Raw genomic sequence first — 24,008 nt, 5'->3', positions numbered from 1 at the left:
TATAAATCTAGCTTTTAGTTATTATCTATGCTTGTAGGCATAATCAATAAAAGGATAGATTTGATTAATGTCTGTAACCCACTCCAGTCGTATGTAAGCTTCATGAGGATATTTATCAATCTCATAGGCCTTACGATCGAAACCTCTTTTTAACATTTCATCTATTTTCTCTTGAATTTTAAGTCCAAGTCTTTGATTAGGTGCTCCAATATGTAGGATTAAACATCTTTGTCTAGCAGTAGTTAAAGTTGCAAATTTAGTTGATCCCACTTTTTTATATCCTATCCCATCCTTCGTTCCAGCATCCTCACTATTAAAATTAGGATTATTCACAATATATAAATCAACTTCTTCAGCTAATTTTCTAGCCTTTTCTTTTTCAAAATGAAGAAAAAAGTAATCTTTAGACCGTTGTCTGTCACCAATTCCGTTAATTATGCAGAATTCTTCAAATTGGGTCAGCAGGAACACAGTTAAAGCATCTCCATTTTCTTTGTAAACTGTTTGATTGGCCTTAAAAAAATTTCTTACTTCTTTCCAACTCAGAAGGATGGGTTCATTATTTACATATTGTTGAGGAGCGAAATTTTTCTTGTGTCCATCTAATTGTTCTTTCAGTAAAAAAGAATTGTATCCAATCTTATTTTCAATCAGTAAGGAAATTTCTTCTGAGAGTATTGCTGCATCCGGAATATTAGAGGAGGTTATTTTCCCCTTTTTAATCACTTTGCTTTCTGCTATACCAATTATTGCAGCATAGGGGGTCTTGTTTGTTAAGCATCCTTTTACTTGATATCGATATTCAAAATTTCTCATTTTAACCGCATTAAAGCCTAACCACTTAGCAAAGTTGATAGTTAAACTTGGATTCGAATGCTGCAACACGTTTAACATGGCCTTTGTTACATTGTTTTCTATTTGTAAGATTTTCGTTCCTTCATCTTTGTTTTTAGTTTGCCCCCTGTAGTAATGAAAAACATTCTGGTAAATAACATCCATCCCCCTTAATAACATAGTGACTTAAATCTAATATCTATTTTTAAAATTAAAAATTAGCAGGAATATTTTTTTACATTATTATACAACACAATACTAGGAGGAAAAACAAGCAAGTCTAAAATATATTGATCTGTTTCAAGATCTCAACAAGTCGAGGTCCGTTTCTTTTAAAACAAACCCCACAAAAAAAACCACTCGAAAAAGTGGCTTTTCACTGCTGACGGGAGAGCATCATCTTATAAAGTTTAATCGTATTAAAGTGCATTCCCTCATGATACAAGCTGAAGGTGAGGAATTGTTCGACCGTCTCAAGCGTCATTCCGGCAGAAGTCGTATACGGAGCAGAAACCTTTTCCTCCAGGCGGCCAGACAGCGATTCCCGAATCCGGGATTGCTGCATTTCCATGAGAACCTTTAGCTCATCAAGCACCGGGACCGGAAAAGAATGCCCGTTTAACGGGGTGGATCCGTACTCAAACTGCTCTTTAAACCCATTAGGCAATACTTGCGGAAGACCTATGTATGAAAAAGCAAACCGCTCCAATACAACATACACATGTCCCGCATTCCAGCGGATCGAGTTCCTGAACCCATCCGGAATACGATCAGCCATATCCTCTGTCACGCCTTCCAGCTGCATCAATGTTTGGTTTCTCACAAACGCCAGCTGCTTGAATAGGAAGTGTTCCATTGTGATCAGCTCCTGCCCTTTTTGATTATTTTACCAAAAAGGACAAAATAATAGTAGATTCATAGTTAAACCAAAGAATTTGCTTTGCAGAAGTCTTTTTAAAGTACTTATTCCCTTTTCTTTTTCCTTGCATAAAAATCGGCTGCTTTTTGGCGATTACCGCATAATTCCATGCTACACCAACGCCTTTTTCCTGATTTTGAAGTATCGACAAAATAGAGTTGACATTCCTGGTGTTCGCATTTCCTAACTCGATGTGCAGGGGTTGAATTTAGCGTTTGAATAATTGATTGGATGATAGTATATTGCACGTGTTCTATGGTCGTTAATCCTTCAAAGACCAATGTCAATTTGTCAAACTCTGAATCGATAGATAGGCTTACCTTAATTTGTTTGGTAAGCCTTTTTAATTGCTCCGTGAGATTTAAAGAAAGTTTTCCTTGTTTTTCTAAATCACCTAAAATCATTTTGCTCAGGTCACGTAGTGATTTGAGTTCCTCTGTTAGAGAATTATGGATTTCTACATTTTTTAATGCCTGAAAATCTGACTTCCGAAATAATTTATTATCTTCAAGCCACTGAAGAGTTTTGGATGGCTCGATCAGGATATCAATGGTTTGGTTTTCGGATATATATTCCGTATTTACCAAGTTTATCCACCCTGCTCCACCTAATAAAAATAGTGATTTGTTCAATATGTTTCACCTCCATTCAATTATAACCTTTAAAAAATACGTTTACAAGTTATAAAGCGAGTAGTAATATAGAGTTGCATAACCGCTAAATTTTATTTTTAGAGGTTATAATAAATCGTTTTTCTGGAGTTATAATAAAAATTTTAAAGGAGATGTAAAAATTGAAAATCAGTTATCATAAACAAAAAGTCGGGGATGTTGAAGTTTTTTATCGTGAAGCTGGACCTAAGAACGGTCAAGTAATTTTATTATTACACGGATTCCCATCTTCAAGTCATATGTTTCGGGACCTTATTCCTAAGCTGGCAGAACAATATCGTGTCATTGCCCCTGATCTTCCCGGGTTCGGCCAAACAATAACTCCACAGCGCAGTCAATTTAACTTCACATTTGAAAATCTGTTCAAAGTAATTGAAGGTTTTACTGAAGCATTAGCTCTAAAGCATTATATCCTTTATGTGTTTGATTACGGTGCACCTGTTGGCTATCGTTTGGCAGCAGCTCACCCGGAAAGAGTTCAAGCAATTATCAGTCAGAATGGCAACGCTTATATGGAGGGATTTAGTGACGCATGGGGAACATGGGAGAATTACTGGTACTCTCCAACACCTGAAAACCGTGAAGCCTGCCGAGATTCTTTGACCCCCGAAACCATTAAAAATTTTCAGTATCTACATGGAACTGAAGCCAGTCTTGTTTCACCAGACGGGTATTCCTTGGACATAGCTTACATGTCTCGCCCAGAAGCCGAAGAAATCCAACTGGACTTAATTCTTGACTATAGCTCAAATGTTGAACGTTATCCTGACTTTCAGGCTTATTTTCGTAAGTTCCAACCTAAACTTTTAGCCGTATGGGGTAAAAATGATCCTGCCTTTCTTCCTGCTGGAGCCGAGGCTTATAAGCGCGACATCCCCACTGCAGAAGTTCATTTACTTGATACTGGACATTTTGCACTTGAAACACATGCTACAGAGATCAGTGAGCTAATTCACAAATTTCTAAAAAAAGTAAAATAATAACGGGTTGAGTACAAAGAGAATGGTCCATGCATAGAAAAAAGACAGTCCAGCAAACCGAAAAACGGAGTGCTTATACTGTCTTTTTTTCATTCGGTCAGTCTATTTTTAGGGAGCTTATTCCACCTCGCCGCCACCACCAAAAATGATTTAAATTTCCGCATCAGCCGTTCGCATCAAAATAAACACTGCGCTTCAACACAGCTATAAGAAAAAGAGTACGTTGCAATGACGGGACATGATAATGGTAAAATAAAAGGAACAACCAAAACGGAGGAATCACTCTATGCCTGTATACAACAAACTCGTTCGCGACAACATCCCCCAAATCATCCAAGCAACCGGCAAGTCTTTTGAAACCCGGATAATGGAAAACGAGGAATACATCAATGAATTACATGGCAGCCGAAACAAACGCAGAGGCGATCGAAGAACTTGCAGACCTAATGAAAATCTTTAAGCCCTTTGCGGAGGTGCACGCCTCGAGTCTTGCCGAAGTCAAAAAGATCCTCCAGGAAAAAGCGGAAAAGCGCGACGGGTTTGAGGAGAGATTTTTTCGGTTGGAATTAACAAATAAAATGTAAGGATTATAAAATATTTTAAATTTTTTCGATTGTGATATGGAATTATATTAGGCACTAATTATTTAATCATTTTTTCAACTTACTATTCAAAGATCTGATAAAACATTTATTGTTAATACACAAACACTCAATAGAGTAGTATATGGGTTCTCCTGTTTTCTTTATAACAAAATTTTCGAGAAAATAGGGATTATAAGTGACTTCCTCATAATACTCTTCGTTCTGTTTCATCAAGCCTTCGAAAGTACCTACAATATAAGCGTGTACGTTTCTATTATTAGTATTCTTTACCTTATTTCTGCCAGCCTTACCTACAATCATCTTTACGCTTTTTAATAAAATTCCTTGTCCATAACCTATCACTTTTCTTGTGGAAGCATCTTGAATTGAAAAAACATTTAAATGCAAATTTCTGTAAACTTTTATTTTTTGCCCCTTAACTAAATTGCAGCCACTTTTTATGATTAACAATATTGATCACCTCAATCAACGCTTGTCCCATATTATTACCAAAATCAGCTGCATGATTCAAAAAAAAGACGTAGCATATATAGCCCCGTCAAATTTAAATACGTTTATGAAAATGAACAAACACATGGAACAGTATCATCACTTTTTTGTAGAAATTGATCATAGCCCTCTAATTCCATACGCTCACGGTATTCCCTTAAAGTATAAGGTTTGCTATCTTTTTTCAAAATTGACACATTCTTTTCAAAATGCTTTCTAAAGTTTTCTTCCATTTCCTCTTGTTCTGCATATTTATCTGGCCAGACTGCATAAAGTAAAGCATAATGCTGAAAACCACCTCTTACGCACCTTCCTCCGCAATTGGCATGTGAAAAACCTTTTATCCCAAGCTCTGGTTTCATTTTTTCTGCAATAGTATACATTCTAGGTAGCTTTATTCCCCATTCATTCTCGATAATTGATTTTACATCTATATCTGCTTTAAAAGTATCAATCATTGGGAATCGTGTTTGTATAGGTTCCACTGGTCGATGTTCATAAAACTCTTTAAGATTAACTGCTCGATGAGATTCGTGAGGCCCAATTCCAAAGTAAAGAATTGGTTCGAGATTATGAACATCCCTCAGTTCTTCGAGAAAAACAATTGTTTGATAAACCTTCAACTCTTCTGAACACTTTGCTAATCTAGAATTCCCCAAAAAACGATAATCATAAAAAACTTCTTCGGGTGTTCTTCCATCGACGCGTTCGGTAATTTCAAGGCCGATATAATCAGCGACCTCATCCATAAATCTATAGTTATCATCATCTTCCCATAAAGTATTTGTAAAGAATAGAATACTGTTTTCTTTACCGTATGCTTGGACCATATTATAAGCTATATATGCACTAGAAGCGCCACCACTGAACATTGCTACATGGACAGGTTTTCTTTCCATTATATGTTCAACTCCTACTCTATAAATTCATCAACTAACTTTAATACCAGACACTCTATTTCATCTTTTGTGACGTTACGGCCGGCGTTTCTTATCATTCTCTCAACATTCATATATATAGTTTCAGATTTTTTTGAAAGATTAGTTTTATTTACAGTTTTAACTTTTCCATTATAAGTAATCTGATGGTGATTTTCCTGTTCTCGATCTTGTTCTAATGTAGCCTTAAAATCAGAAGCAATCTGATTTTCAAAGACCTCTTTTGTTTTGTCTGACCAATCTTCTATTTCAACACCTACGTAATTGAAAGCAAAATCACATAGCCAAGTGTCCTCACTTAAACAGTGCAGGATACTTTTAACTAAACTATTTTGCTTTTTAACTTTAGGAGGTTGTACTTCGGCCCACATAACAAGTCTATTAAAATCTTCCTGTTTAGTTATGGATAGAATCTGATTTTTGAGTTCATCCTTGTAAGCATAAAAATGATTTTCCAATTCTGATTTTTTTTCCAATAGATTTTGAAAGGCATCATCTTTATACAATTCAAACAATTTTGTAAGGCTCTCTTGTGGATTTATCTCACTACGCCGAATTGTATCTTTTAATGTAATTAGCTCTTTATTTATAAAAACGGTAGTTTGTGTAATCCTAGGTAATCCTCTTAACCAACTCAGAAGAGCATTATTTAATCTGATTACAATAGGTTTGTTTCTTATAAGTTCATTCTCATAAGAACCAAATTCTTTTTCTAACATTTGAAAAAACTTTTGAAATTCATTATTGAAATTATAATAAATATATTTATATTCTCTAGCCTCATAAAACATCATAAATAGCTTTTCTCCATTTATCCCCGATACAAATAAATCATTACGATAAAACATAAAATGGTCCCATTTATCTCTTAGCAAAGATACTAAATATATAGGTATTAGCGGCTCCCTGATACCAAATGGAGGTTTCACCATAATATTAACAAAATCTTGGAGAGTACCTTTAGTATTATGCTCTAGATGATTAACCAATGCAGTTCTCAGTATGCTATATTCATTAGATTTAATTTCATTGAGATTGGTAATATCGAGATTATTATTTTTAAGGACAGTTGCATAAATAAGATAATCTGGTCCGTGGCCTTCAATACCCAAATTTCGTTTATTATAGTCGTTTATTAAATGATCCAGAACTATCTGGCCCGCTTTTTTCTGAACATTATTCAACCTTTTACGATTAAAAGAATCATTTCTAACCTCTGGTGTATGGGGGAAAAGATGGAACATTATATCACTTAATTTATTCTCTAAAAGAATTTCACTCGTAACATCAATTATTTCACCTTTATGCATCCAAATTGTGTCACTATCATATGATACATATTTAGATAGAAAATCTTCTATTACAAAATTCAGGTCTTCTTTTTTCAATAATAATTCTTGTCTTAGGTTTTTATCCTCACTAAGAATTTCATCATTATTTAGCAGTGTCTTTATAATAAAATACTCTCTAAGTTGGTCTTCTATTGCTGTATAGGGTAAGCGAGAAATACAGAACAACAGTGGTTCCACTTGCACTTGCTTTAATTTTTCAAGAACAGGACTAAATTCATTTGAGGACTCCAGTAAGACATAAAAAACTGTTGCATCACTCGTGAAGTCTTCATCAATAAAAGTGGCTGAATTATCATTTATTATTTCTGAGCTAGCTATAAATTTAACATTTGCATAGCGTGTAATGCTCTTTCTATCGTTATATTCATTGGCGAAGAAAAAATGTTTCGGCAAACAATTTTCTAATACTGACATTTGTTTTTGTTTTGTTATCGACAACTGTGGTTCATGATCATTAATCAATTGATCGATATGGAAGGAGCTACCTTCCAATAACTCCCAATAACCTAACACACGATTAAACCGGATAATTTTTAACAAAGATAATTTTGTTAACAGTTTAGTGATACTTTCCAAACTCATGTCTAACGCAAAACAAAGAAAATCAGTATCTAATCTATTACTTGATTGAAGGCCCGCTAATTGCCATAGTGTAATAACTTTAACAAGGGATAAAGCATTATTATCGGTTAATATTTCAGGCGTTTTAGAAATCAAAGATTTATAAACTCTTAAATCTTTAAGTTCATCTTTATTTGTATCTACATCATGTAAGTTTGGAAAAAAGTACGTAAATAAGTTAGCAGCTAGATAATACTGTTTTGTTTTATATAAGTGGTTTAACAAACCACCAGTTTCATTACTTTCCAGAAATGTAAATAAAGTTCTCTCGTTTTGTCCATGATTGCTCGAAAGGTAAGGAAGAAGATATAATGCTACTGGATGTAAGGGATATATTCCTTCAACTATTATCCTTTCAATTTCTTGCTGGTTAAGTTCTGGAAACAATGGGTACTTCCTTAAATATTGATTAATTTCATACTTATATGCATTATCAGGGGCGCTGTTTGTTTTTAAATTTTGAATTATATTATCAGCTAACCTAACGAAAGTAGATTTGTCACTTTCTACATTGTAAACCTTAAATCGTTTTTCAATTCTTTGGAACTCATTTTTATACTCTTCATTCAAGAAATTAAAATATTGTCGTAAGTTTCTATGAGTTATTAGCAGAATATGAAGATTATCATTGTAATGGTCTGCAAGCTCAGCCAAATCCTGTAGATCTTGCATTGTGTCATGAATATCACGTGACTCTAATGTTTGGAGTAAACGACCAAACTCATCATATGCTATAAATAAACCTAGATTTTGATTGTTTAATTCATCTAACACTGAAATTATTTGATTTATAAAACTTTCATTAAAATCTATGGTGAAACTTGCGCCGGATGTTAAATCTGGATAGATTGATAAGAACCAATCCACTTCATATTTATCCTGGTTCATAATAGCTATACGCCATATATTTAAATCTTTATTAGAATCCTTTAGTTTCTTTTTGAATTCTTTGTAAGTTTTTGGATAATGATTTTCCCATAGATTAATAGTATCAATTATTTTTCCATATTGACCTGGTAAAACAATATTAATATTATTTTCGTTGATTGTTTTTATAATAGCCGTTAGTATAGCCTCACGGAACCGACCTTCATTACCGTTGAGGACAACTGTTAGATATTTTTTTTCAATATCTTTAGTTTTTTGTAACTCTTGATATATATCACCATGAACTTTATTGAATTTACCCAGTAAACTCTTATAAGTGCTATTGTCTATTCGTTTAGAAGCGATATTTCCTATAATGGTAGCAACTAGAGATTTACCTGTACCATATGGCCCTACAATTATATGTGATCGCTTATTATTTAAAGGATCATTAAATCCCCTTAATAAACCAAGTAGAGATTCTGCATGAGATGGAGTTGGAAGGTAGCGATCAACAAACTCTTTTTTTCCTAAATCGAATTTTATGTTTACGCTTGTCTTAAAAGTAGCGGCTGCAGTTTTCATGTTAAAACTTCAACCTTTCGAATATATTCTGTTTTCAAAAACTCCAGAGGTTCTATGTTGGGAATTCTAATTAAGTCTAAATTGTTAGTTCGAGTAAAATGTATTGGATATATAGGGTGCAATGTTAATTGATTAAGGGCAGTTACCACTGTAGATCTATTCATGTTATAAATTCTTCCCCATAGTCCGTATTCTGTAACTAATTCATCTACTGATACTGTTTCAATGTTATTTAATGATTTGTATTCTAAAAGTACATACATTAACGCTGTTAGACCTATTTTTGAAATTGACAAATTTCGTTTGTATATTATTCCTTTTTTGTCTTCTATAATTGTCAGTTTGCTTAAAGGACTTTGAATCACTTCTTCTGGATCAATATTACTTTGACCAGCAGTATAAAGCTTTACAAGACAATCTATGTCTTTTTTTAGAGAGTTATTTGAAAAGGATTTAATTTCACAATCTCTAACCCAGGTAGTAAACTTCATAGATAAATTTTCTTTAGTAATCACCGTTTCATTTAAAACATTAAAAAACCAGTACCAAGCAGTACTAGGCTCTTTTTGTCTACACAAGTGGTAGTGTAGAATTGAGGCAGTATCCTGAAATTTCACAAATTTATCATACTTATAAACTAATTCACCAATCTTAGTAATTAAATGAACTTTTTTACGCTCCTCATTGAACACTTCTTCTACAACACCCGTTGCTACAACCCAATACCTAAGAGATTGAACCATATTTTTTCCAAGTCCCATTTTCTCAAAGGCTTCTTTATCATAAAAGAATCTATTATCTTGTCTAAGATGATTAATAGCTTTATTTAGCCATCTATCTCTTAAATAAAAACTTTGATGTTGACCATAACCCATAAAAAACTTCCTTTCATTTCCTCCTGGAGCTCGTATTCCAGTGAGGGTGTAATACAAAAGAAGACATCTAGATATTATCTAGATGCTCAATCACTTATATCACTGATTTAGCTTAGGACTTTCATTTGAGATACTAATTTATCATAGCATACTTTTTTTTGCTCTTCAGTTAAATTATTGAATAAACTAAGGACCCCTTCGATAGAGAGTTCGCTTAATCTTCTCATAACCATTTTATTCACATTATTAAGCTCAATAGATGTTTCTAAAGTTAAGTAATGCGGCAATATACTTGTATCATTTAACCATGTAGTACATTCTGTTACGGTCCAATTAATTAAACTTTGCTGATTTGTTAAGTATCTTTTTATCCATTTTTCTTCTAAACTATTGATATGATTTAATACTTTTCGTTTATAAGAATCAATAAGCTGAATAAAATCTATATCGGATTCTATCTCATACCATTTTTCTTCTAGTAGCAGAAGTTCTATATTAAGTGCCTTACGATCTTCTTTAATTTTTTCTACGATCCCTGTATCATTTAAGAAATTTTGAAGCTCATTTGCACTTTGCTCAATGCTTTTCCTATCTTCTTCTTTTAGTGTTCTTGATAAAAGAGCTTTTGCTTTTACTAAGACAAGTTCACAAGCATCTATGTCGTTTAAATCAAAAAATGCATCATATACACTGGTAATCTCTTCTGTTAATTTTTCAATTTTTTCTTCTAATAATTTCACTCTAGGATCTAATTTTTCTAAGTAACTTTCTAAATAATTTCTATCAACATTATGGCTTAATATAAAATCAACTAAATCCTGGCCTTCCCTTTTTAAAATTAAAAGTACATCATATCCCATGTTTTCTGTTGGATTACTTTTTCTCAAATATTCTAAAACTGTACCATTTATATTTTGAAGCTTATGAACAACTGTAAGATCATCTAAAATCTTTTCTAATTTTGAACGAGTTTTTCTTGCTTCTTCTTTATAGTCGTATTTTATTAAATAGGTAATAATATCTTTAACCCATTTTTCAAAAAGAGTAACTTGCCCGATACTTTGGCATTTTAATCTTAAAAGCCAATTATTAAATTCTAAATTGATAAATTCATGAGATTTTTCCATTAAACTTTCAGATAATTCTATGTGTTTTTCGTTGTAAAAATACCTTGATGAGTCTTCTATGGATCCATTAAGTACTTCACTTTTTTCTATGACCTCAAATATTTTTTTAAAGTCCTTATCTCGAATACCCTTTTCAAAAGTTGCTTTAAGTGCACCTATACTTTTTGTAGTTTTTTCATGAAGTCCGAGTCCTAACTGTAGCACCATTTCCATGTGGGCAACTTTATCTTGTAAGTTTTCAGGTATATCTTCTTCTATTTTCAGCTGCTCTAATTCTTTATAAAGACTTGGACAATAATCTACATCATTGTTTCTTTCAACTTTAATTGAAAGGGATAGATATCGGGTAGATAGTTCATCTATATCTACTTTTTCAATAGAACTATCTAGGAGATTCTGTAATCTAATTTCCTTGTCAAGATAGACTTGCTTTCCCCATTCTTCTAGTCGTAATCGATTACCTTGAAAATTTACTCGAGTCTCAATTTTTCTTTGTGCTAAATATGATGCGATTAATAATGCTAATGAATAGTCATTAATTCCATATGGTGGTTTTTGATATTCTTCAAAAATCCAACTTATGTTCAAGGTCTTAGTTTTTTCTAATTTTTTATCAAGTTCATTAAAAATTTTTCTGACTTTTATATTAGTTGGAGAGACAAAACCATAGTTATTATTTATTACTCCCCACGAACCAAACTTTCCATCAAAAAGAACTTCCTCAATTCTATTTTTCATTTCTGTAGTTTCAGAATGGATGATTTGATAATTCATACCAGATAGCATTAGTCTTGAAATTCGTGAGACTCCTTGTTTAGACCTACCCAATGTCTTACTGGAAAACCCGGTATAAGGAAAAGGAATAAGATCAGGATATAATCTCTCAAATTGTGCTTCAGTATATTTGTTTAGACGCTCCTTCACCTTTTCAATACCACTGCTTCGAATAACCATTCGTTGAGTTGCTAAATTATTGAATCTGTCTTTTACCAACATTTCACTTTTAGAGATATATTCCGGGATAAAGCGGCCGAATTTTACCTTTTCTTCCTCACTAAAATGCTTTGAAACTTGATAATCTAAAATTGAATTGTAAAATAATGCTTCCTTATCATCTAAAAGGAATAGAGATATTGGGATATCGTCATATTTTAGCTTTCCTAATAACGTTTCTAATGATCTGACCTTTAAGTCATCTACATTATTAGGTATATAAACCCATATCACTTTCCCCTTAGGAATGTCTGGTTTTGTACTTAACTCCCACTCATTTTTCAAATCTAATAAGTATTTATTATTAACCTCTTCTAAATGAACTAGATGTTGTGTATATTTCCATTCGCTTGATACAACATAATTACGTTGTGCAAATGAAGTTTCAACATTTTCCAACATAAGTAATTCTTTAATAGTACTCTCGAAAACTAAATTCAAATTTAAACTTTTATTAATTTTGATCCTTTTTTTCTGTATCATTCTTTTAAAATCATTTATTCCTGTAGCATCTGCAACAAAATCGAAGACATTAGCAACATCATCAAAGCTTAGTACTCCAAAATCATCTACTAAAGTTGATAACCCAGTCTCTACTTCTTTTAGAGTTAAATTTGAAGCATACACTATTGCAGACTTGACCTCTTCAATAGATTTTGTTTTAAAACGACCAATTCTTAAAATTAAATTTGCAGCTAATATTTTTTTAAGTCTTTCATCAAACTTGTCACCAAATTTAGTGAGAATTTGATTATATAGTATACAATATTCACTTTGCTTCCTTTCATCCTGTTCGGCTGCAAGTAACTCTTTAAAAAAGTCAGACTGGATTATTGATGTAGCAGGTATAAAAGGTAAGGTGCCGAAATCATGTAGCTTTACTTCATTAAAGTTTTCAATTTGCTTTTCAAGAAATGTTAAGGAAGAGCGTTGCTGCAACCAACTTGAGAGATTAGATAGCATCCATGTAGTCATTGGATGTAGAGGATAAATTCCCTCTAGGATAACCTTTTGAAAGTGGTTATAGTCATTCCACACACTTGAATTTTCTGCCGAAGGTAACCAAGATAAAAGATCGGTATGGAATCTTCTCCAATTTTTCGTTTCTTCCTCTTTATTTAATTTTTCTTGAATTAGCTCTTTAAACGCAATTTGATTTGTTCTTTCAATTAAATTAGCAAATATTGTTTCTAAATTGGACGACAAGTGTATTTTTTCACTCGCTTCATACCGTCCTACATACCTATTGATATTAGAGGAACGATCTACTCTTGTTAGATAACTTTTTAAATCTGATTGTATAAAACCTACAAAAAGAATTTTATCGTCACTATCTTGTACTGCCTCATATATCTGTTGGAGCGCTGAATCTCCTGCTCTAGTGGGATATGAAGAAGCGAACTCAATATATCTTCCAAATTCATCAAAGAGTACTAGTATCTTATTAAATGGCCCTCTATCTCCGCACAAATTTTGTGAAATCTTTAATAGTACGTCACCCGCAGATACCCCTTCATCCCAACGAATATACGTACCATTGACTGTATGGTAAACCTTATTAATTACTTCAAAGACATTAGTATCTTGCAAAATGTTAACATAAAGATAATTTTCTAAAGTAGAAGTTACTACATTTGGAAGTAATTCCCTTCTGGCACTTTCGTATAAGTCTCTAAACGTTGAAAAAGTATTAATTAGAAAATTTTTAGCTATTTCATAAGATTTTGTTAATGTTTGAAGGAACGCCCCATCTATATTATGCATGGTTAAAACTTTCTGAGTAGCATTTAATATCTCATAGTTTAAATTAAAATCTTTCATTCCATTAAGTACAAGAACAAGATTAGGTTTTGTGTGAAGATTTTCAATTTCAGTACTAATATTTTTATCCACTTTTTTTAAGTTAGAAATTATATTATTAGAAACTGCTTCATGGGTTCCGAATAGTGAAGCTATCGTAACAGCCAAGTGTGATTTTCCTGTACCATATGGAGCGATTGTCATGGTGAAATTTGACCCATTAGTTTCTCCATATAACTTATTGCCGATAATTCTAGTAAAAGTAGCAGTATCAACTAGCTTATGACTTTTAAAGGTAATATCAGCTTCACTGACTCCAAAATATTCTGGACCATGAAATACAAAACTTTTTGCAACTTCTAATTGCTTTTCTTGGTGGTAAAACCAATCAACCTGAACCGCGCCATTAAAATAAAGTTCCTTTTTAAAACGAAGCACATCTTTTATCTTTAGCCCTTCCATACTTACATTCTCCCATCATATTAATAGCGAGTATAATTTATTTAATATATCCTTAGAATTTTCATGCCTAACAATAGTCAAAGGGTTTAATTGTCTATTTAATATTATTATTTTTTCATCATGAAGTAATTCGAGTACATGGTGAATTTCTCTGTCTCCCCACACATAAGGATCTCCAAAATATAATTTTTCTTTAATCTCATTAAATGTTATCTCTGTCCTGTCCTCCAAGAATATTTCCCAACTATTAAGTAATTGATAGGCATATAAATACATATAAGAAGGTTCAACATTGTGTGGAATCATTCGATAGTTATTATCCTCTTCTTTTAGTAATTCAAGAGCTGTAAAACTTCTATCGTTGTTAAGGTAACATGAACGAAAAGGGGTAAGGTTGACTTGCGCTTCAAAGTTCTTGTTTACAACTTTTTGTAAAGACTCTTTTGAAAAGGACGTTCCTAGTTGCTTAATTACTTCATTAAAAATATAGCTCCAAAGAACCGTTTTCGAATTTTTAAATGCTAAGTTGTAGTGACAAATCCATTTTGTAATAGATTCTATTAAAAATGGATCCTCATTTTTAATTACAGTTCCTAAAGGATTTGGATATAATTGATAGCGCCCTTCACAAACTTTTACATCTAAAATTCCCATCATTTCTGCATATAAAAGATTAGGTACTACTTTTCCTGAACTTTCTCCAGTAGATATAGTAGTAATTTTACTAATTTCTTCTTTAGTTAAAGGGGGACAATTTTCTTGTGATAGACTTAATAATTGTGCTAGAGCATCTCTTTCTGGAGCAAATGACTGATGAAAATTCAAGCTGCGAATCATTCTTCTTTAACCCTTCTAGAAAATGGTGATACATCAACAATTCTAGGTCCTTTCCTTTCTAGATTGCCTTCAGTATTTAAAATAGGTCCCCAAACAACACATTGGCCTTTTCTTAAACCAGATAATCTTTTGGCCCATTCTTTACGTTTGTGTGAATCAGTATCTAAGTAAGATGCGATATTGGTGATCTCTTCTTCCGGAGGAGAAAAATATATTTTTTGACTTGAATTTTGCAATCGTTGGATTTCATCTTTACCTAATTGCCCCTGCATAAACTGGGTGGCATACCATCCAGACCAACCAAATTTCCTTCCTTCTGTTAAAATTTTTGCGCTTGGAGATTTTTCACTATGATCTAAATTTTGTGCTTCATCAATTATTGCTGGAAATGGTTTTACTTTATCTCCATGAGTTAATAAATAGTTCCATAGATCCCATAAGATAAACTCAGTAATAACCAGCTGCACATCTCTATTGAATCCAGTAAGTTGTACAATGAAAACTTTACCTTTTTTCTCAAGATGCTCATCCCAATTGTAAGAGGATGTCGTATTAAATGGATTTCTATCAATTATGGATTGAATTTTTGAAAGGGTAGTTAGAGCATAGGATGTACCTAAAGCTTCTAACTCTACTCCCAGTAAATTTAAATCCATTGCATCTCCGTATTTTTTCAAACCTTCCTTTGTAGCTTGATACAGAGCATTTGCTTGCTGTGATCCAATGTCTTTGTATACCGCTGAGAAGACACTTTTAATTCTCTCAGCCACATCTTCATCACTTTCAGGTAAAAATTCATCTTCATCTAATTCTTTAAGGTTTCTTTTGAATGGATTTACAGGGAATTTGTCTCTAAAAACCAAAAATTGTTCTATGTCATCAGAGAGAGCTTCCTTAAATTCTGGTTCTAATTTTGATTTTTTAAAGCCATCCGTATAATCAAACACAATACTCGAAATTCCATTCCTAGCTAATTCATATAGAAGGCACTGTATAAAATAGGTTTTCCCTACTCCTGATTTACCTGATATAAGTATGTGTCTATTTTCTAGTTGCGGGTGTCCATATTCCCAGTAAATATCCTTTTGAGTTATAGTATCTTTCCCTAATAAAATTCTAACTTTCTCCAGAGGCGTTGGATTATTGAATTTATTTCTCTCTTCTTTTTCTAAATCATTAGAATGTTTGACTTGACTAATCATATTTCTATTCCCGTTAAAAGTTGACTCCTGAGAATTATCTACTTCCGCTCCAGATTTCTCATGTTTTTCTAATGGGCTATTTGCTTCTTGTTTATCCACTTCAACTAATGTTACCTCTTCTGAATCGACTACTTCGGTTTCAAACTCATTGATTAATAATTCAAAATCCTGTTTATTATTAGCAAAAACACGTAGATTTTTTCCCACTGCTTCAAATGTTATGTTTTCTAACATTTCATTAGGAAGTAAATTTTTTTGAATATAAATTTGTCCAAATGCTTCGTGTATACAAGGAACACTTGATCCTTCAAGCTGAATTTCCTTTTCAGAGATTTTTTCTTCATTGTAATCAAGCCAATATGTTAGTAATTTCGCAGACCAATTGATTTTAAATTTACCATCTAAAATTTTTAGCAAATTTTTGTTGAAAGAAATTTGGTCCTCTTCTTTAGCAGATACGAAGTTAGGAGAAAAAACTAAAGCCCGATATAGTTGTGCAAACCAATATCGTCTATTAAAAACTCTCGATGACCCATAAAAAATATCAGCAAGGTAAGAAACGCAATTACTTAGCTGCTTCATCCCTTTTTCTATCTGCTGATTATTTTCTTTTCCCATCTTACATTCAATAACAGTAGCATTTATGTCAATAATTTCAGAATTTATTCCTTCTTTATTGATTTCAATGAGTAGGTAATCCGGTCTATTTGGCGTATCCACGAACCAATGCATATAAGAATCTAAGGGAATATATGCCTTTAATAGCAAATTCGGTTCTTGAGTGTTTATATTGAGACTTTTGGCTGACAAAATATACGATAAAAAGCTGTGTACTTCATAATCATAGGGGTTTAAAGATTTTAGTATTTTTATACCGTCTAAATTTTTTGATTGATCAATACAGAACTGAGCACAAGCAAATAATTTTTCCTTATCCCAAGAAGGAAAAATATTTTTAAGTCTTTTAGTAAGCTTATTAATTACATCTTCTCGCACCTTACTGGACGCTGAAATAGTCATATTTAATTCACCGTATGGACCTTCTCCAGTTGAGAAGCTGATGACTTTATCCTGACCAAAAAATTTCCTATCCAGTCCAGTATCAAGAGATACTACCCATCTAGCTTTATCATGTAATATGTCAAGCACAGTTTTCATTTGATCAGACATAAAAAGTTCTTTTTCTACTCTATATATGCCATCTTTGCTATCAGGATTTTCTATTCTATGGGATAACTGAGAGTGTATAAACGCTGCTTGAAATTGTCTTTGGCTTATAGAAACTGCTCTACCGCTTTCAGCTCCATAAATTGGCATTGGATGAAATACCATAGGAAACCGAGTATCTGAAGGAGTTATGTTTGCTTCACCAGTATGTCGATTAGAAATTCTCCCTGTACTCATAACATTATTGGTAAAAATCAGATCATGTTCTAAAATTACTTCTTTTAGAATAGAGCTATTTCCAGTTCGTAAATTTATGCTTCTATAATATGTTTCAATACTAACGTTATCTTCTTCTTCAAAAAAGTTATCTAGCCAAAAATTAACATAGGTTCTTCCTTCTTGAAGATGACTAGGAGAAATGATTTGTAATTTGATAATAGTAGGATGTGACAAATCTTTTAATTTTTCTATAAACCCATGCACCCCAGCAACCACTGGTTGAAGATGATCAAAATTAACAAACCCTATTTTTATTGAATCAGATTGAGCTGGAAAAGTTTGAACATATTCCATTAGTTTTTGTTCTATTAAACGAGACATAAATGAATTAGTCAGCATTTCTTTAGTATTAAAGTCTTCATCAAATATTAAATCATTGTCCAGCAGCGCCATTGATTCTAATGATTCCTCTTCTAACACTTCGCCATGCAAACCATAATATCCAAATACTTCTTTCGTTAGACGATTAGTAGAGCTTTCAGAAACAATTGTATCTAAACCTGTAATTATGGTAGATTGTCTTGCTATATTGTCGATCATTTTTTCGAATTGACAATTTGGATTACCATTAACTAACTCAATTAGAAGAGTATTTAGACCTTGGCGATAAAATGCTTGTTGTTCAATCATTTTCTCTAACATAGCAGGATGTATTGGTGGTACTATGGCACCTTTTAAATACTCCTCTTTTGCAACATCTTTAGATTGAACCATTAAGAATAGATTCGTCACTAAATAAATGTATTTTCTCTCAACAGTATCAATACTTGAATAGTTTTCAACTAAAGATTCTAGTACATTTGTGTACTTTTCTATAAAAAGAAGAGCAGATCTTGATTTTCTCGCATTTACAGTGTTATAAAAACCATATTTCTTTAAATCTTTAATAAATTCTTTGAATGGGCTACTAAGTTGATATAGCCTAGTCGTTATGCTTCCTTCTTGTAATTCCATTGGAAACAGCTCAAATACATTACAAAAATCCTGTCTAGAACCACTTAATTGATGAAAGAAGATTTCTGAATCAACGCTACTTAATAAATTACCTAAAGAAACGTTACTAAATATAGGAAGAAATCCAGTCGATGTTTCACATTGGTCTAACAATTGATCAAGCAAATTTATATCAAATGTATTTAACCAGTGATCATTTGGATTAAATACCCACTTATATTCCATTTGTCTATCAGAATCTTGGATTTGCACAGAAATATGAATATATGAAAGTGTTTGAGTTCCTTTTGTTGGTTTTATAGAGAGGTTATCAGAATATGAAATCTGAAAAGGATCTTCATTACTTTTGTATCGAACAGTAATATACTCTTCTAATTCCTCTTGCAAATATTCAAGTAGTCCGCCGGTTGCAAAACATATTTTTGACCAGGCATTGTATAAATCGTAGATATTGTCCTCTAAATAATTTGAAAGTACAGCTTCGTTTAATGTGATCGTTAATAACGGTTTCTTTTCTTGCTCGCCTAAATTTTCTAGTGTCATTAAGCTGCTAAATATCATCTTTGAAAACGCTTCAATAGGAGATCCATATATTTTAGTTATTGTATCTTTTTTTGAAGAACCGGTTTTAGCAATTTTAAAGTTTACAATAGCATTGATTAAATTAAAATCTAACTGAAATAACATTGGTCTTAAGGTATCGAGATTTATCCCCTTAAAATAATCAGTTAATGCATTCTCGAAATTATCAAATGATCCGAACATTTTATTCACATCTTCAATTTGCTTTCCAAACTCTTCAAATTTCTCGTTACCTTTAAATTCTTTAATTCTTTTTTCAAGTTTAGAGAATTTAGCTTTAGTTAGTCCGTCTTTAAATTCTGCTCTACTCTTGAACTTATATGACTTTTCCAATAAATCAAACTTTCCCTTTTTTGATAATTGGGTAATTGTTTTATTATCTAGTTCATAGAATGTAGGTAATCCCCAATCTTCAACAAAATTATATCCAATCTCCCCTAATACCTCATTAATTCCAAATAAATTTTTAGTTTCTAAACGGTCTATTACACTACTCAATTTGTATAAGTCTTTTGGTATAACCCGAAATAAATGATCAAAGAAGTGATTAACGGCATTCACTTCATACTGATCATCCAGCTCTATCATTTTTTCGAACCAATTTGCATATTTTTTCCCTATTTTTCTTTCAATTATTTCTGGTGAAACTTTATAAAAATCAGCTAAACCTCCTTTATCTTGAACATTTTCAGTTCCCATAAGAAATAAAATTCCTTTTTGGTCAGCAATTGAGTTTCTCCAGGTTGTCATTTGTGCTTCTTGTTCAACAAAATCTTCTTGTTCAAGCTTATCAAGATACACTATATATTCTTCTTGATCCTTGAAGTTTTTCCATTGCTCTTTTGCTAGCTTTGCTTTGAATCTTACTCCCTGCTCAGATGACTTTTTTTTGAAGTAACTGCTTACTTCTAAGTAAATTTTTGGATGCAAAAAATTATCCAGACGAAATAAATAGGAATTATTATTATTGTTAAAATCAATCTTCTCTTCTAATATGGTTATAATTTCATCTATATAATGTATCAATTAATTTTCACTCCTGAAATGGGTTTTCAACGATGGATGTAGAATCTGATAGATCCCTTAAAAACCCACAATCTTTTAACATTATCTGAAACTTTTCTGAATTTGCATTAAAAATAGTTACGTCTAATTCATTATTTTCCAACCAATGCTTCTTAGCTTCTGTAGAACCAATAATTATTTTAAAATGCTCATAACATTTATTTAAAAATGTTGTATATAACATTCTTTTCCCTGGGGGTACAATTGCTAATACTAATACCTTAATTAAGCTCTCATTAATACTCAACCTCATATTTCCACCTTTTGGTGGTATAATAAGTCCAATTTGCTTCCCAAGTTTTCTTATAAGTCTGTTTGAATCTTTAGAAGCCTCTTCATAAATAGCCTCTTTAGTTCTATTATGTTCACCTTTATCCATATATCCTTCTAGATCAGCATGATGCACTGCTCTGAATACGTTTTCTTCTAGTCTTTCATAAGAAGTTACAGCCATTTTGCGTATCTGATGGCTAGGATCATTTATTACATCAATCAACCATTCACCGTTATCTATTCCATATAAGGTAATTTGAGCTTGTAAACACATCATTCTAATAACTTGTAAAGCAATCAGTGAAGTGAATAATTCTATTTTCTCAGTTGTGTTAACTGAAGATGACAAAAGGTTTAGCAATTCTTCTACTGTATTTGCTCCTCTTTTTCTATAATTGTCTGGTATCCACTCCATTTTCTTTTTAATATAATCTAATTTTTCAATAGGATCTTCTTCGATCTCTTTTAGATCTTTAAATTTATCTAATTCCCAGTTATTTTGTAAAAATTTTGATATTTTGCTGAGTTGAGGAACACTTGTAATCAAACTTTTTATTCTTGATTCTAATTTTTCTTTTATCTCCGGCAATTCTTGTATACCTTGAAGAACGTGTAGATAGTATACTTCTCCACCTCTTGCCATAAATGCCCGATAATTAAAATCAAATTTCCCATCAACTTCTTTAATATTTGATGTTGAATTTATTCTTTCTCTTTCAGTTTTGCTTCCGATTGCCTCGCAAAAAATTAATTCTGGGGCCATAGGTAGTAATGATTGAGCAAACCATGAGCGTTTACCTATTATGGCATTAAACCCATATAATAAGTCTTGTAATACATTAAGTATAAATTCTTTGTTAATATTTGGATCTTCAGTAGAAATCTTATCTTTTAATAGTTCTCTGTGTTCTTCTAATGCATCTATATCTACATTAAATCGTTTATCAATTTCACTTCTATTTAAAAAGATGAATCGTTTTAAAGCCATTTTAGGAGATGGATAGTAAACTAAGTTATCGTTATGCTCCTCTGTTATGGTTTCAAACTTATATCTCCCCTCAGACATTTCTTCTTTAGAAACCTTTTTAGGCGAAGAAAAAATCACTAAAAATTCTAATAAGTATTCATATAGGGTCTGATCTCTGAATAATCTTTGTCCATACGTTTGTATTTGGATATTTTGTTTATAGATGTCAAAATTTGCGTTAGGAAACAAAGTAGTATTGTTTAGTTTTACTGACATTTATACACTCCTTAATCTACAAATAATTCCAGTTGATCTATTTGCAGCTTAATTAATTTTGGTCCATTCAGAGTATGAATGAGTAATCTAATTATTTCATTCTCATCACGATACTTATAATCGTTAAACAGCTGAGATTTCATAGTATCAATTCCATGACTTAAGGAGGGGTTTATGCTAGTGGTTACTGCCCCCAAAGAAATTCGATTAAAGTAATCAAATAACATTAAAGGAATTTTAAACTTTTTCCCACTTGAAAATATAAGGTTTATTTCATAATGACTCTCATCATCATCATATATTGATCCCAGATACTCTTGATCTACATTAATGTCATTATCATTAAGTTCCCCTAGCAATAATTGTACATTTTGATTACCTGTGCCATGCCTTTGTAAAGGAAGATATATTTTTCCCATATCTTTTTCAAGGTGAGTTCCTACTAGAATAAAATTTAAAGCTTTATATATTGTTGCTTTAACATTTCTTTTTTCTTTTACTGTCACTTTTTTGCTTCTATAGCTTATATAATTACTAAAAACAGGTGAAAATAATTGGTCGAGTAAATAATTTGTAGTTTCTTCATTGAATCTACCGAAAAGAAAGTTCATTCTACGAATAGCCTTTCTTAACTGATAAGGTTCATCAGTTTGCATAAAATCTACTGGTTTTAGTCTATATTTTTGACTTCTTTTATCCCATATTTCAAAAGCAACTTCTTTTGTTGAATCTGTTAAATGAGTGAAATCATTTTTAACAAAAAAATCATAATCATATTTTGTCTCTTTACTGTCTAAGTTGAGTTCCTGCAATTCTTCTATCGCTCGAATTTGCCTAGCTTCCTCGTTTACCTCTAATCCTTTATAACCAAAAAATAAATTACTAAAGTGGTATCTAAATTTCATTTCTGAACTTGATGATTCAGAAACGTCATTACACGTCAAATTTCCAGTCATCGAATAGGATAACTGTGCAAGTATTTGCCTAACAGTCAATCTTCTATCTAATTCAAATAACCAACGATAATAGCTTGTGACAAAAGAATTAACATTTGTTTTATTATCTTTAATTGATTTATAGTTATTATAAATTGGACAAGCATCTACTTTTTGACAGTTTGTACAACCTTCCCATAATTCATCAGAACTTATACGATCTATCAATTTGGGTACCAATACTACGTTGTCTATACGAGCCATGTTTATTAATAATATTTCACTGTCTCCAACTGTAATCTCTACTCCACTATTTTTATCCATTACTTCTAGCAACTTCATTTCCGCAATATCTTCAGAAACATTTTTTATATGTCCAATCTTAATTAATTGGCGGAAAGTATTTATTAAAGGACCAGTATTGGAGACCACTATTGAAGAAACCCCGTCCTTTTTTCCCTTTATAGCCTTTCTTAATAACTCTAATTGTTTTTCCTCCATTAACTCGCTCATATCTTTTATATATAAAAGGTCACGTTCTAACTCGATAGAATATTTTTGTTCATGTTTTTTTAAACTGCTGCCCTCTTCAATCATTTTTAGTGATTTAAGAATTTGGTACACTAAACTAGTTTTACCATCCCCAGCATGTCCAGTGAGTATCACGCATGTAGGTTTCTCCTTTAGCTTTTCTGCAAGATAAAACCCCAAATTTCTTTCTACGTGGAACTTTTTATAATAATTATTAGTTATCTGAGCTTCTGCTAAAGCATTCTCATTGGAGCTATTAGCATTGTTTAAAGTATTCAAGTAAGCAACAAAATTGTTCATTATCTCTCTTCACCTTTTCAAAATAATAATAATAATAGATTTAAAATACGGTATAAATATCCTATTAGTTGGTTTCATAGTAACAGCAAGCATTTATGTATTTTGTCGAAAAAGCACGAAACTTCAAATCTAATTAATATCCTTTAATTGTCTGAATTTCAGCATGAAATGAATCGTCTGTTTTGAGGAATGTAAATAAAGAGGAATAACAATGAGGAACACACATTAGAATTGTTGGTCCTTGGCTTAATAATTTAGAATCTCCAACTTAAACATTATTAGTAAGCTTTTTAATCACACCATTAATAGCATCTATTTTATTATCGGCTCGCTTATATACTTTCTCTTGCTTAAATGAACCAAACGCCTCATAAAAAGTAGCATTAAACGTAAATAACTCCACTTTAATAAAACTTTTAGCACGGGGTATAAGAACCAATTCTATTGTTTTAATAACTATTCACCTTCTATGTAAGATTAAATTCCTATTTTAATTATAATCCATTAAATGTATATCAGTAA

General features: G+C 31.9%; 14 protein-coding genes. 2 read left to right on the top strand and 12 right to left on the bottom strand.

Annotated features, from left to right (window positions below; translation table 11 throughout):
• Nucleotides 1-21: 21 nt before the first annotated feature.
• From AS29_RS21045 to AS29_RS21605, 3 genes are all read right to left on the bottom strand, one after another.
• Nucleotides 22-999 (bottom strand): hypothetical protein, encoded by a 978-nt coding sequence (locus tag AS29_RS21045; RefSeq protein ID WP_082883818.1) that lies wholly within the window; start codon nucleotides 997-999, stop codon nucleotides 22-24.
• Nucleotides 1,000-1,210: 211 nt separating this feature from the next.
• Nucleotides 1,211-1,690: a DinB family protein gene (locus AS29_RS11070; protein ID WP_035405830.1), complete on the bottom strand. Its 480-nt coding sequence runs from the start codon at nucleotides 1,688-1,690 to the stop codon at nucleotides 1,211-1,213.
• A gap of 107 nt (nucleotides 1,691-1,797) precedes the next feature.
• Nucleotides 1,798-2,385, bottom strand: a complete 588-nt coding sequence (locus AS29_RS21605) for a CGNR zinc finger domain-containing protein (RefSeq protein ID WP_035405828.1) — start codon at nucleotides 2,383-2,385, stop codon at nucleotides 1,798-1,800.
• Between the two features lie 161 nt (nucleotides 2,386-2,546).
• On the opposite strand from AS29_RS21605, the gene AS29_RS11060 reads away from it, so the two are divergent.
• Both AS29_RS11060 and AS29_RS11055 read left to right on the top strand, forming a co-directional pair.
• Nucleotides 2,547-3,404 (top strand): alpha/beta fold hydrolase, encoded by an 858-nt coding sequence (locus AS29_RS11060; RefSeq protein ID WP_035405826.1) that lies wholly within the window; start codon nucleotides 2,547-2,549, stop codon nucleotides 3,402-3,404.
• A gap of 389 nt (nucleotides 3,405-3,793) precedes the next feature.
• Nucleotides 3,794-3,988, top strand: coding sequence for a hypothetical protein (locus AS29_RS11055; RefSeq protein WP_051860597.1), 195 nt, complete (start codon nucleotides 3,794-3,796; stop codon nucleotides 3,986-3,988).
• A gap of 66 nt (nucleotides 3,989-4,054) precedes the next feature.
• Here the strand turns inward: AS29_RS11055 and AS29_RS11050 are convergent, their stop codons facing one another.
• The 9 genes from AS29_RS11050 to AS29_RS11010 all read right to left on the bottom strand — a co-directional run bounded on the left by AS29_RS11050 (nucleotide 4,055) and on the right by AS29_RS11010 (nucleotide 23,486).
• Nucleotides 4,055-4,459 (bottom strand): hypothetical protein, encoded by a 405-nt coding sequence (locus AS29_RS11050; protein WP_035405824.1) that lies wholly within the window; start codon nucleotides 4,457-4,459, stop codon nucleotides 4,055-4,057.
• A gap of 104 nt (nucleotides 4,460-4,563) precedes the next feature.
• A complete protein-coding gene (locus tag AS29_RS11045; protein ID WP_035405823.1) occupies nucleotides 4,564-5,397 on the bottom strand; it encodes a hypothetical protein in 834 nt (277 codons plus the stop codon).
• Between the two features lie 14 nt (nucleotides 5,398-5,411).
• A complete protein-coding gene (locus AS29_RS11040; RefSeq protein ID WP_035405821.1) occupies nucleotides 5,412-8,861 on the bottom strand; it encodes a hypothetical protein in 3,450 nt (1,149 codons plus the stop codon).
• Complete coding sequence (locus AS29_RS11035; protein ID WP_035405819.1) at nucleotides 8,858-9,736, bottom strand: DUF4007 family protein; 879 nt, start codon at nucleotides 9,734-9,736, stop codon at nucleotides 8,858-8,860. Before AS29_RS11035 ends, AS29_RS11040 begins: the two co-directional genes overlap by 4 nt.
• Before the next feature lie 107 nt (nucleotides 9,737-9,843).
• Nucleotides 9,844-14,118, bottom strand: a complete 4,275-nt coding sequence (locus AS29_RS11030; RefSeq protein WP_035405817.1) for a hypothetical protein — start codon at nucleotides 14,116-14,118, stop codon at nucleotides 9,844-9,846.
• Nucleotides 14,119-14,133: 15 nt separating this feature from the next.
• The gene (locus AS29_RS11025; protein ID WP_035405815.1) at nucleotides 14,134-14,955 is read right to left on the bottom strand and encodes a DUF4007 family protein; all 822 of its coding nucleotides are present in this window, start codon (nucleotides 14,953-14,955) and stop codon (nucleotides 14,134-14,136) included.
• Nucleotides 14,952-20,165: an ATP-binding protein gene (locus AS29_RS11020; protein WP_051860596.1), complete on the bottom strand. Its 5,214-nt coding sequence runs from the start codon at nucleotides 20,163-20,165 to the stop codon at nucleotides 14,952-14,954. Before AS29_RS11020 ends, AS29_RS11025 begins: the two co-directional genes overlap by 4 nt.
• A 7-nt stretch (nucleotides 20,166-20,172) precedes the next feature.
• A complete protein-coding gene (locus AS29_RS11015) occupies nucleotides 20,173-21,720 on the bottom strand; it encodes a hypothetical protein (protein WP_035405814.1) in 1,548 nt (515 codons plus the stop codon).
• 11 nt (nucleotides 21,721-21,731) lie between these two features.
• Nucleotides 21,732-23,486, bottom strand: coding sequence for a hypothetical protein (locus AS29_RS11010; RefSeq protein ID WP_035405812.1), 1,755 nt, complete (start codon nucleotides 23,484-23,486; stop codon nucleotides 21,732-21,734).
• Nucleotides 23,487-24,008: the final 522 nt, after the last annotated feature.

It is taken from the genome of Bacillus sp. SJS, from assembly GCF_000732485.2.
GTDB lineage: Bacteria > Bacillota > Bacilli > Bacillales > Bacillaceae > Metabacillus_B > Metabacillus_B sediminis.
This window is presented reverse-complemented; position numbering and strand designations above follow the sequence as displayed.

What these genes read in the sequence shown, in the direction of transcription:
- AS29_RS21045 (WP_082883818.1), bottom strand. Translation starts at nt 999, where the DNA reads ATGGATGTTATTTACCAGAATGTTTTTCATTACTACAGGGGGCAAACT.
- AS29_RS11070 (WP_035405830.1), bottom strand. Translation starts at nt 1,690, where the DNA reads ATGGAACACTTCCTATTCAAGCAGCTGGCGTTTGTGAGAAACCAAACA.
- AS29_RS11055 (WP_051860597.1), top strand. Translation starts at nt 3,794, where the DNA reads ATGAATTACATGGCAGCCGAAACAAACGCAGAGGCGATCGAAGAACTT.
- AS29_RS11045 (WP_035405823.1), bottom strand. Translation starts at nt 5,397, where the DNA reads ATGGAAAGAAAACCTGTCCATGTAGCAATGTTCAGTGGTGGCGCTTCT.
- AS29_RS11040 (WP_035405821.1), bottom strand. Translation starts at nt 8,861, where the DNA reads ATGAAAACTGCAGCCGCTACTTTTAAGACAAGCGTAAACATAAAATTC.
- AS29_RS11035 (WP_035405819.1), bottom strand. Translation starts at nt 9,736, where the DNA reads ATGGGTTATGGTCAACATCAAAGTTTTTATTTAAGAGATAGATGGCTA.
- AS29_RS11030 (WP_035405817.1), bottom strand. Translation starts at nt 14,118, where the DNA reads ATGGAAGGGCTAAAGATAAAAGATGTGCTTCGTTTTAAAAAGGAACTT.
- AS29_RS11025 (WP_035405815.1), bottom strand. Translation starts at nt 14,955, where the DNA reads ATGATTCGCAGCTTGAATTTTCATCAGTCATTTGCTCCAGAAAGAGAT.
- AS29_RS11015 (WP_035405814.1), bottom strand. Translation starts at nt 21,720, where the DNA reads ATGTCAGTAAAACTAAACAATACTACTTTGTTTCCTAACGCAAATTTT.
- AS29_RS11010 (WP_035405812.1), bottom strand. Translation starts at nt 23,486, where the DNA reads ATGAACAATTTTGTTGCTTACTTGAATACTTTAAACAATGCTAATAGC.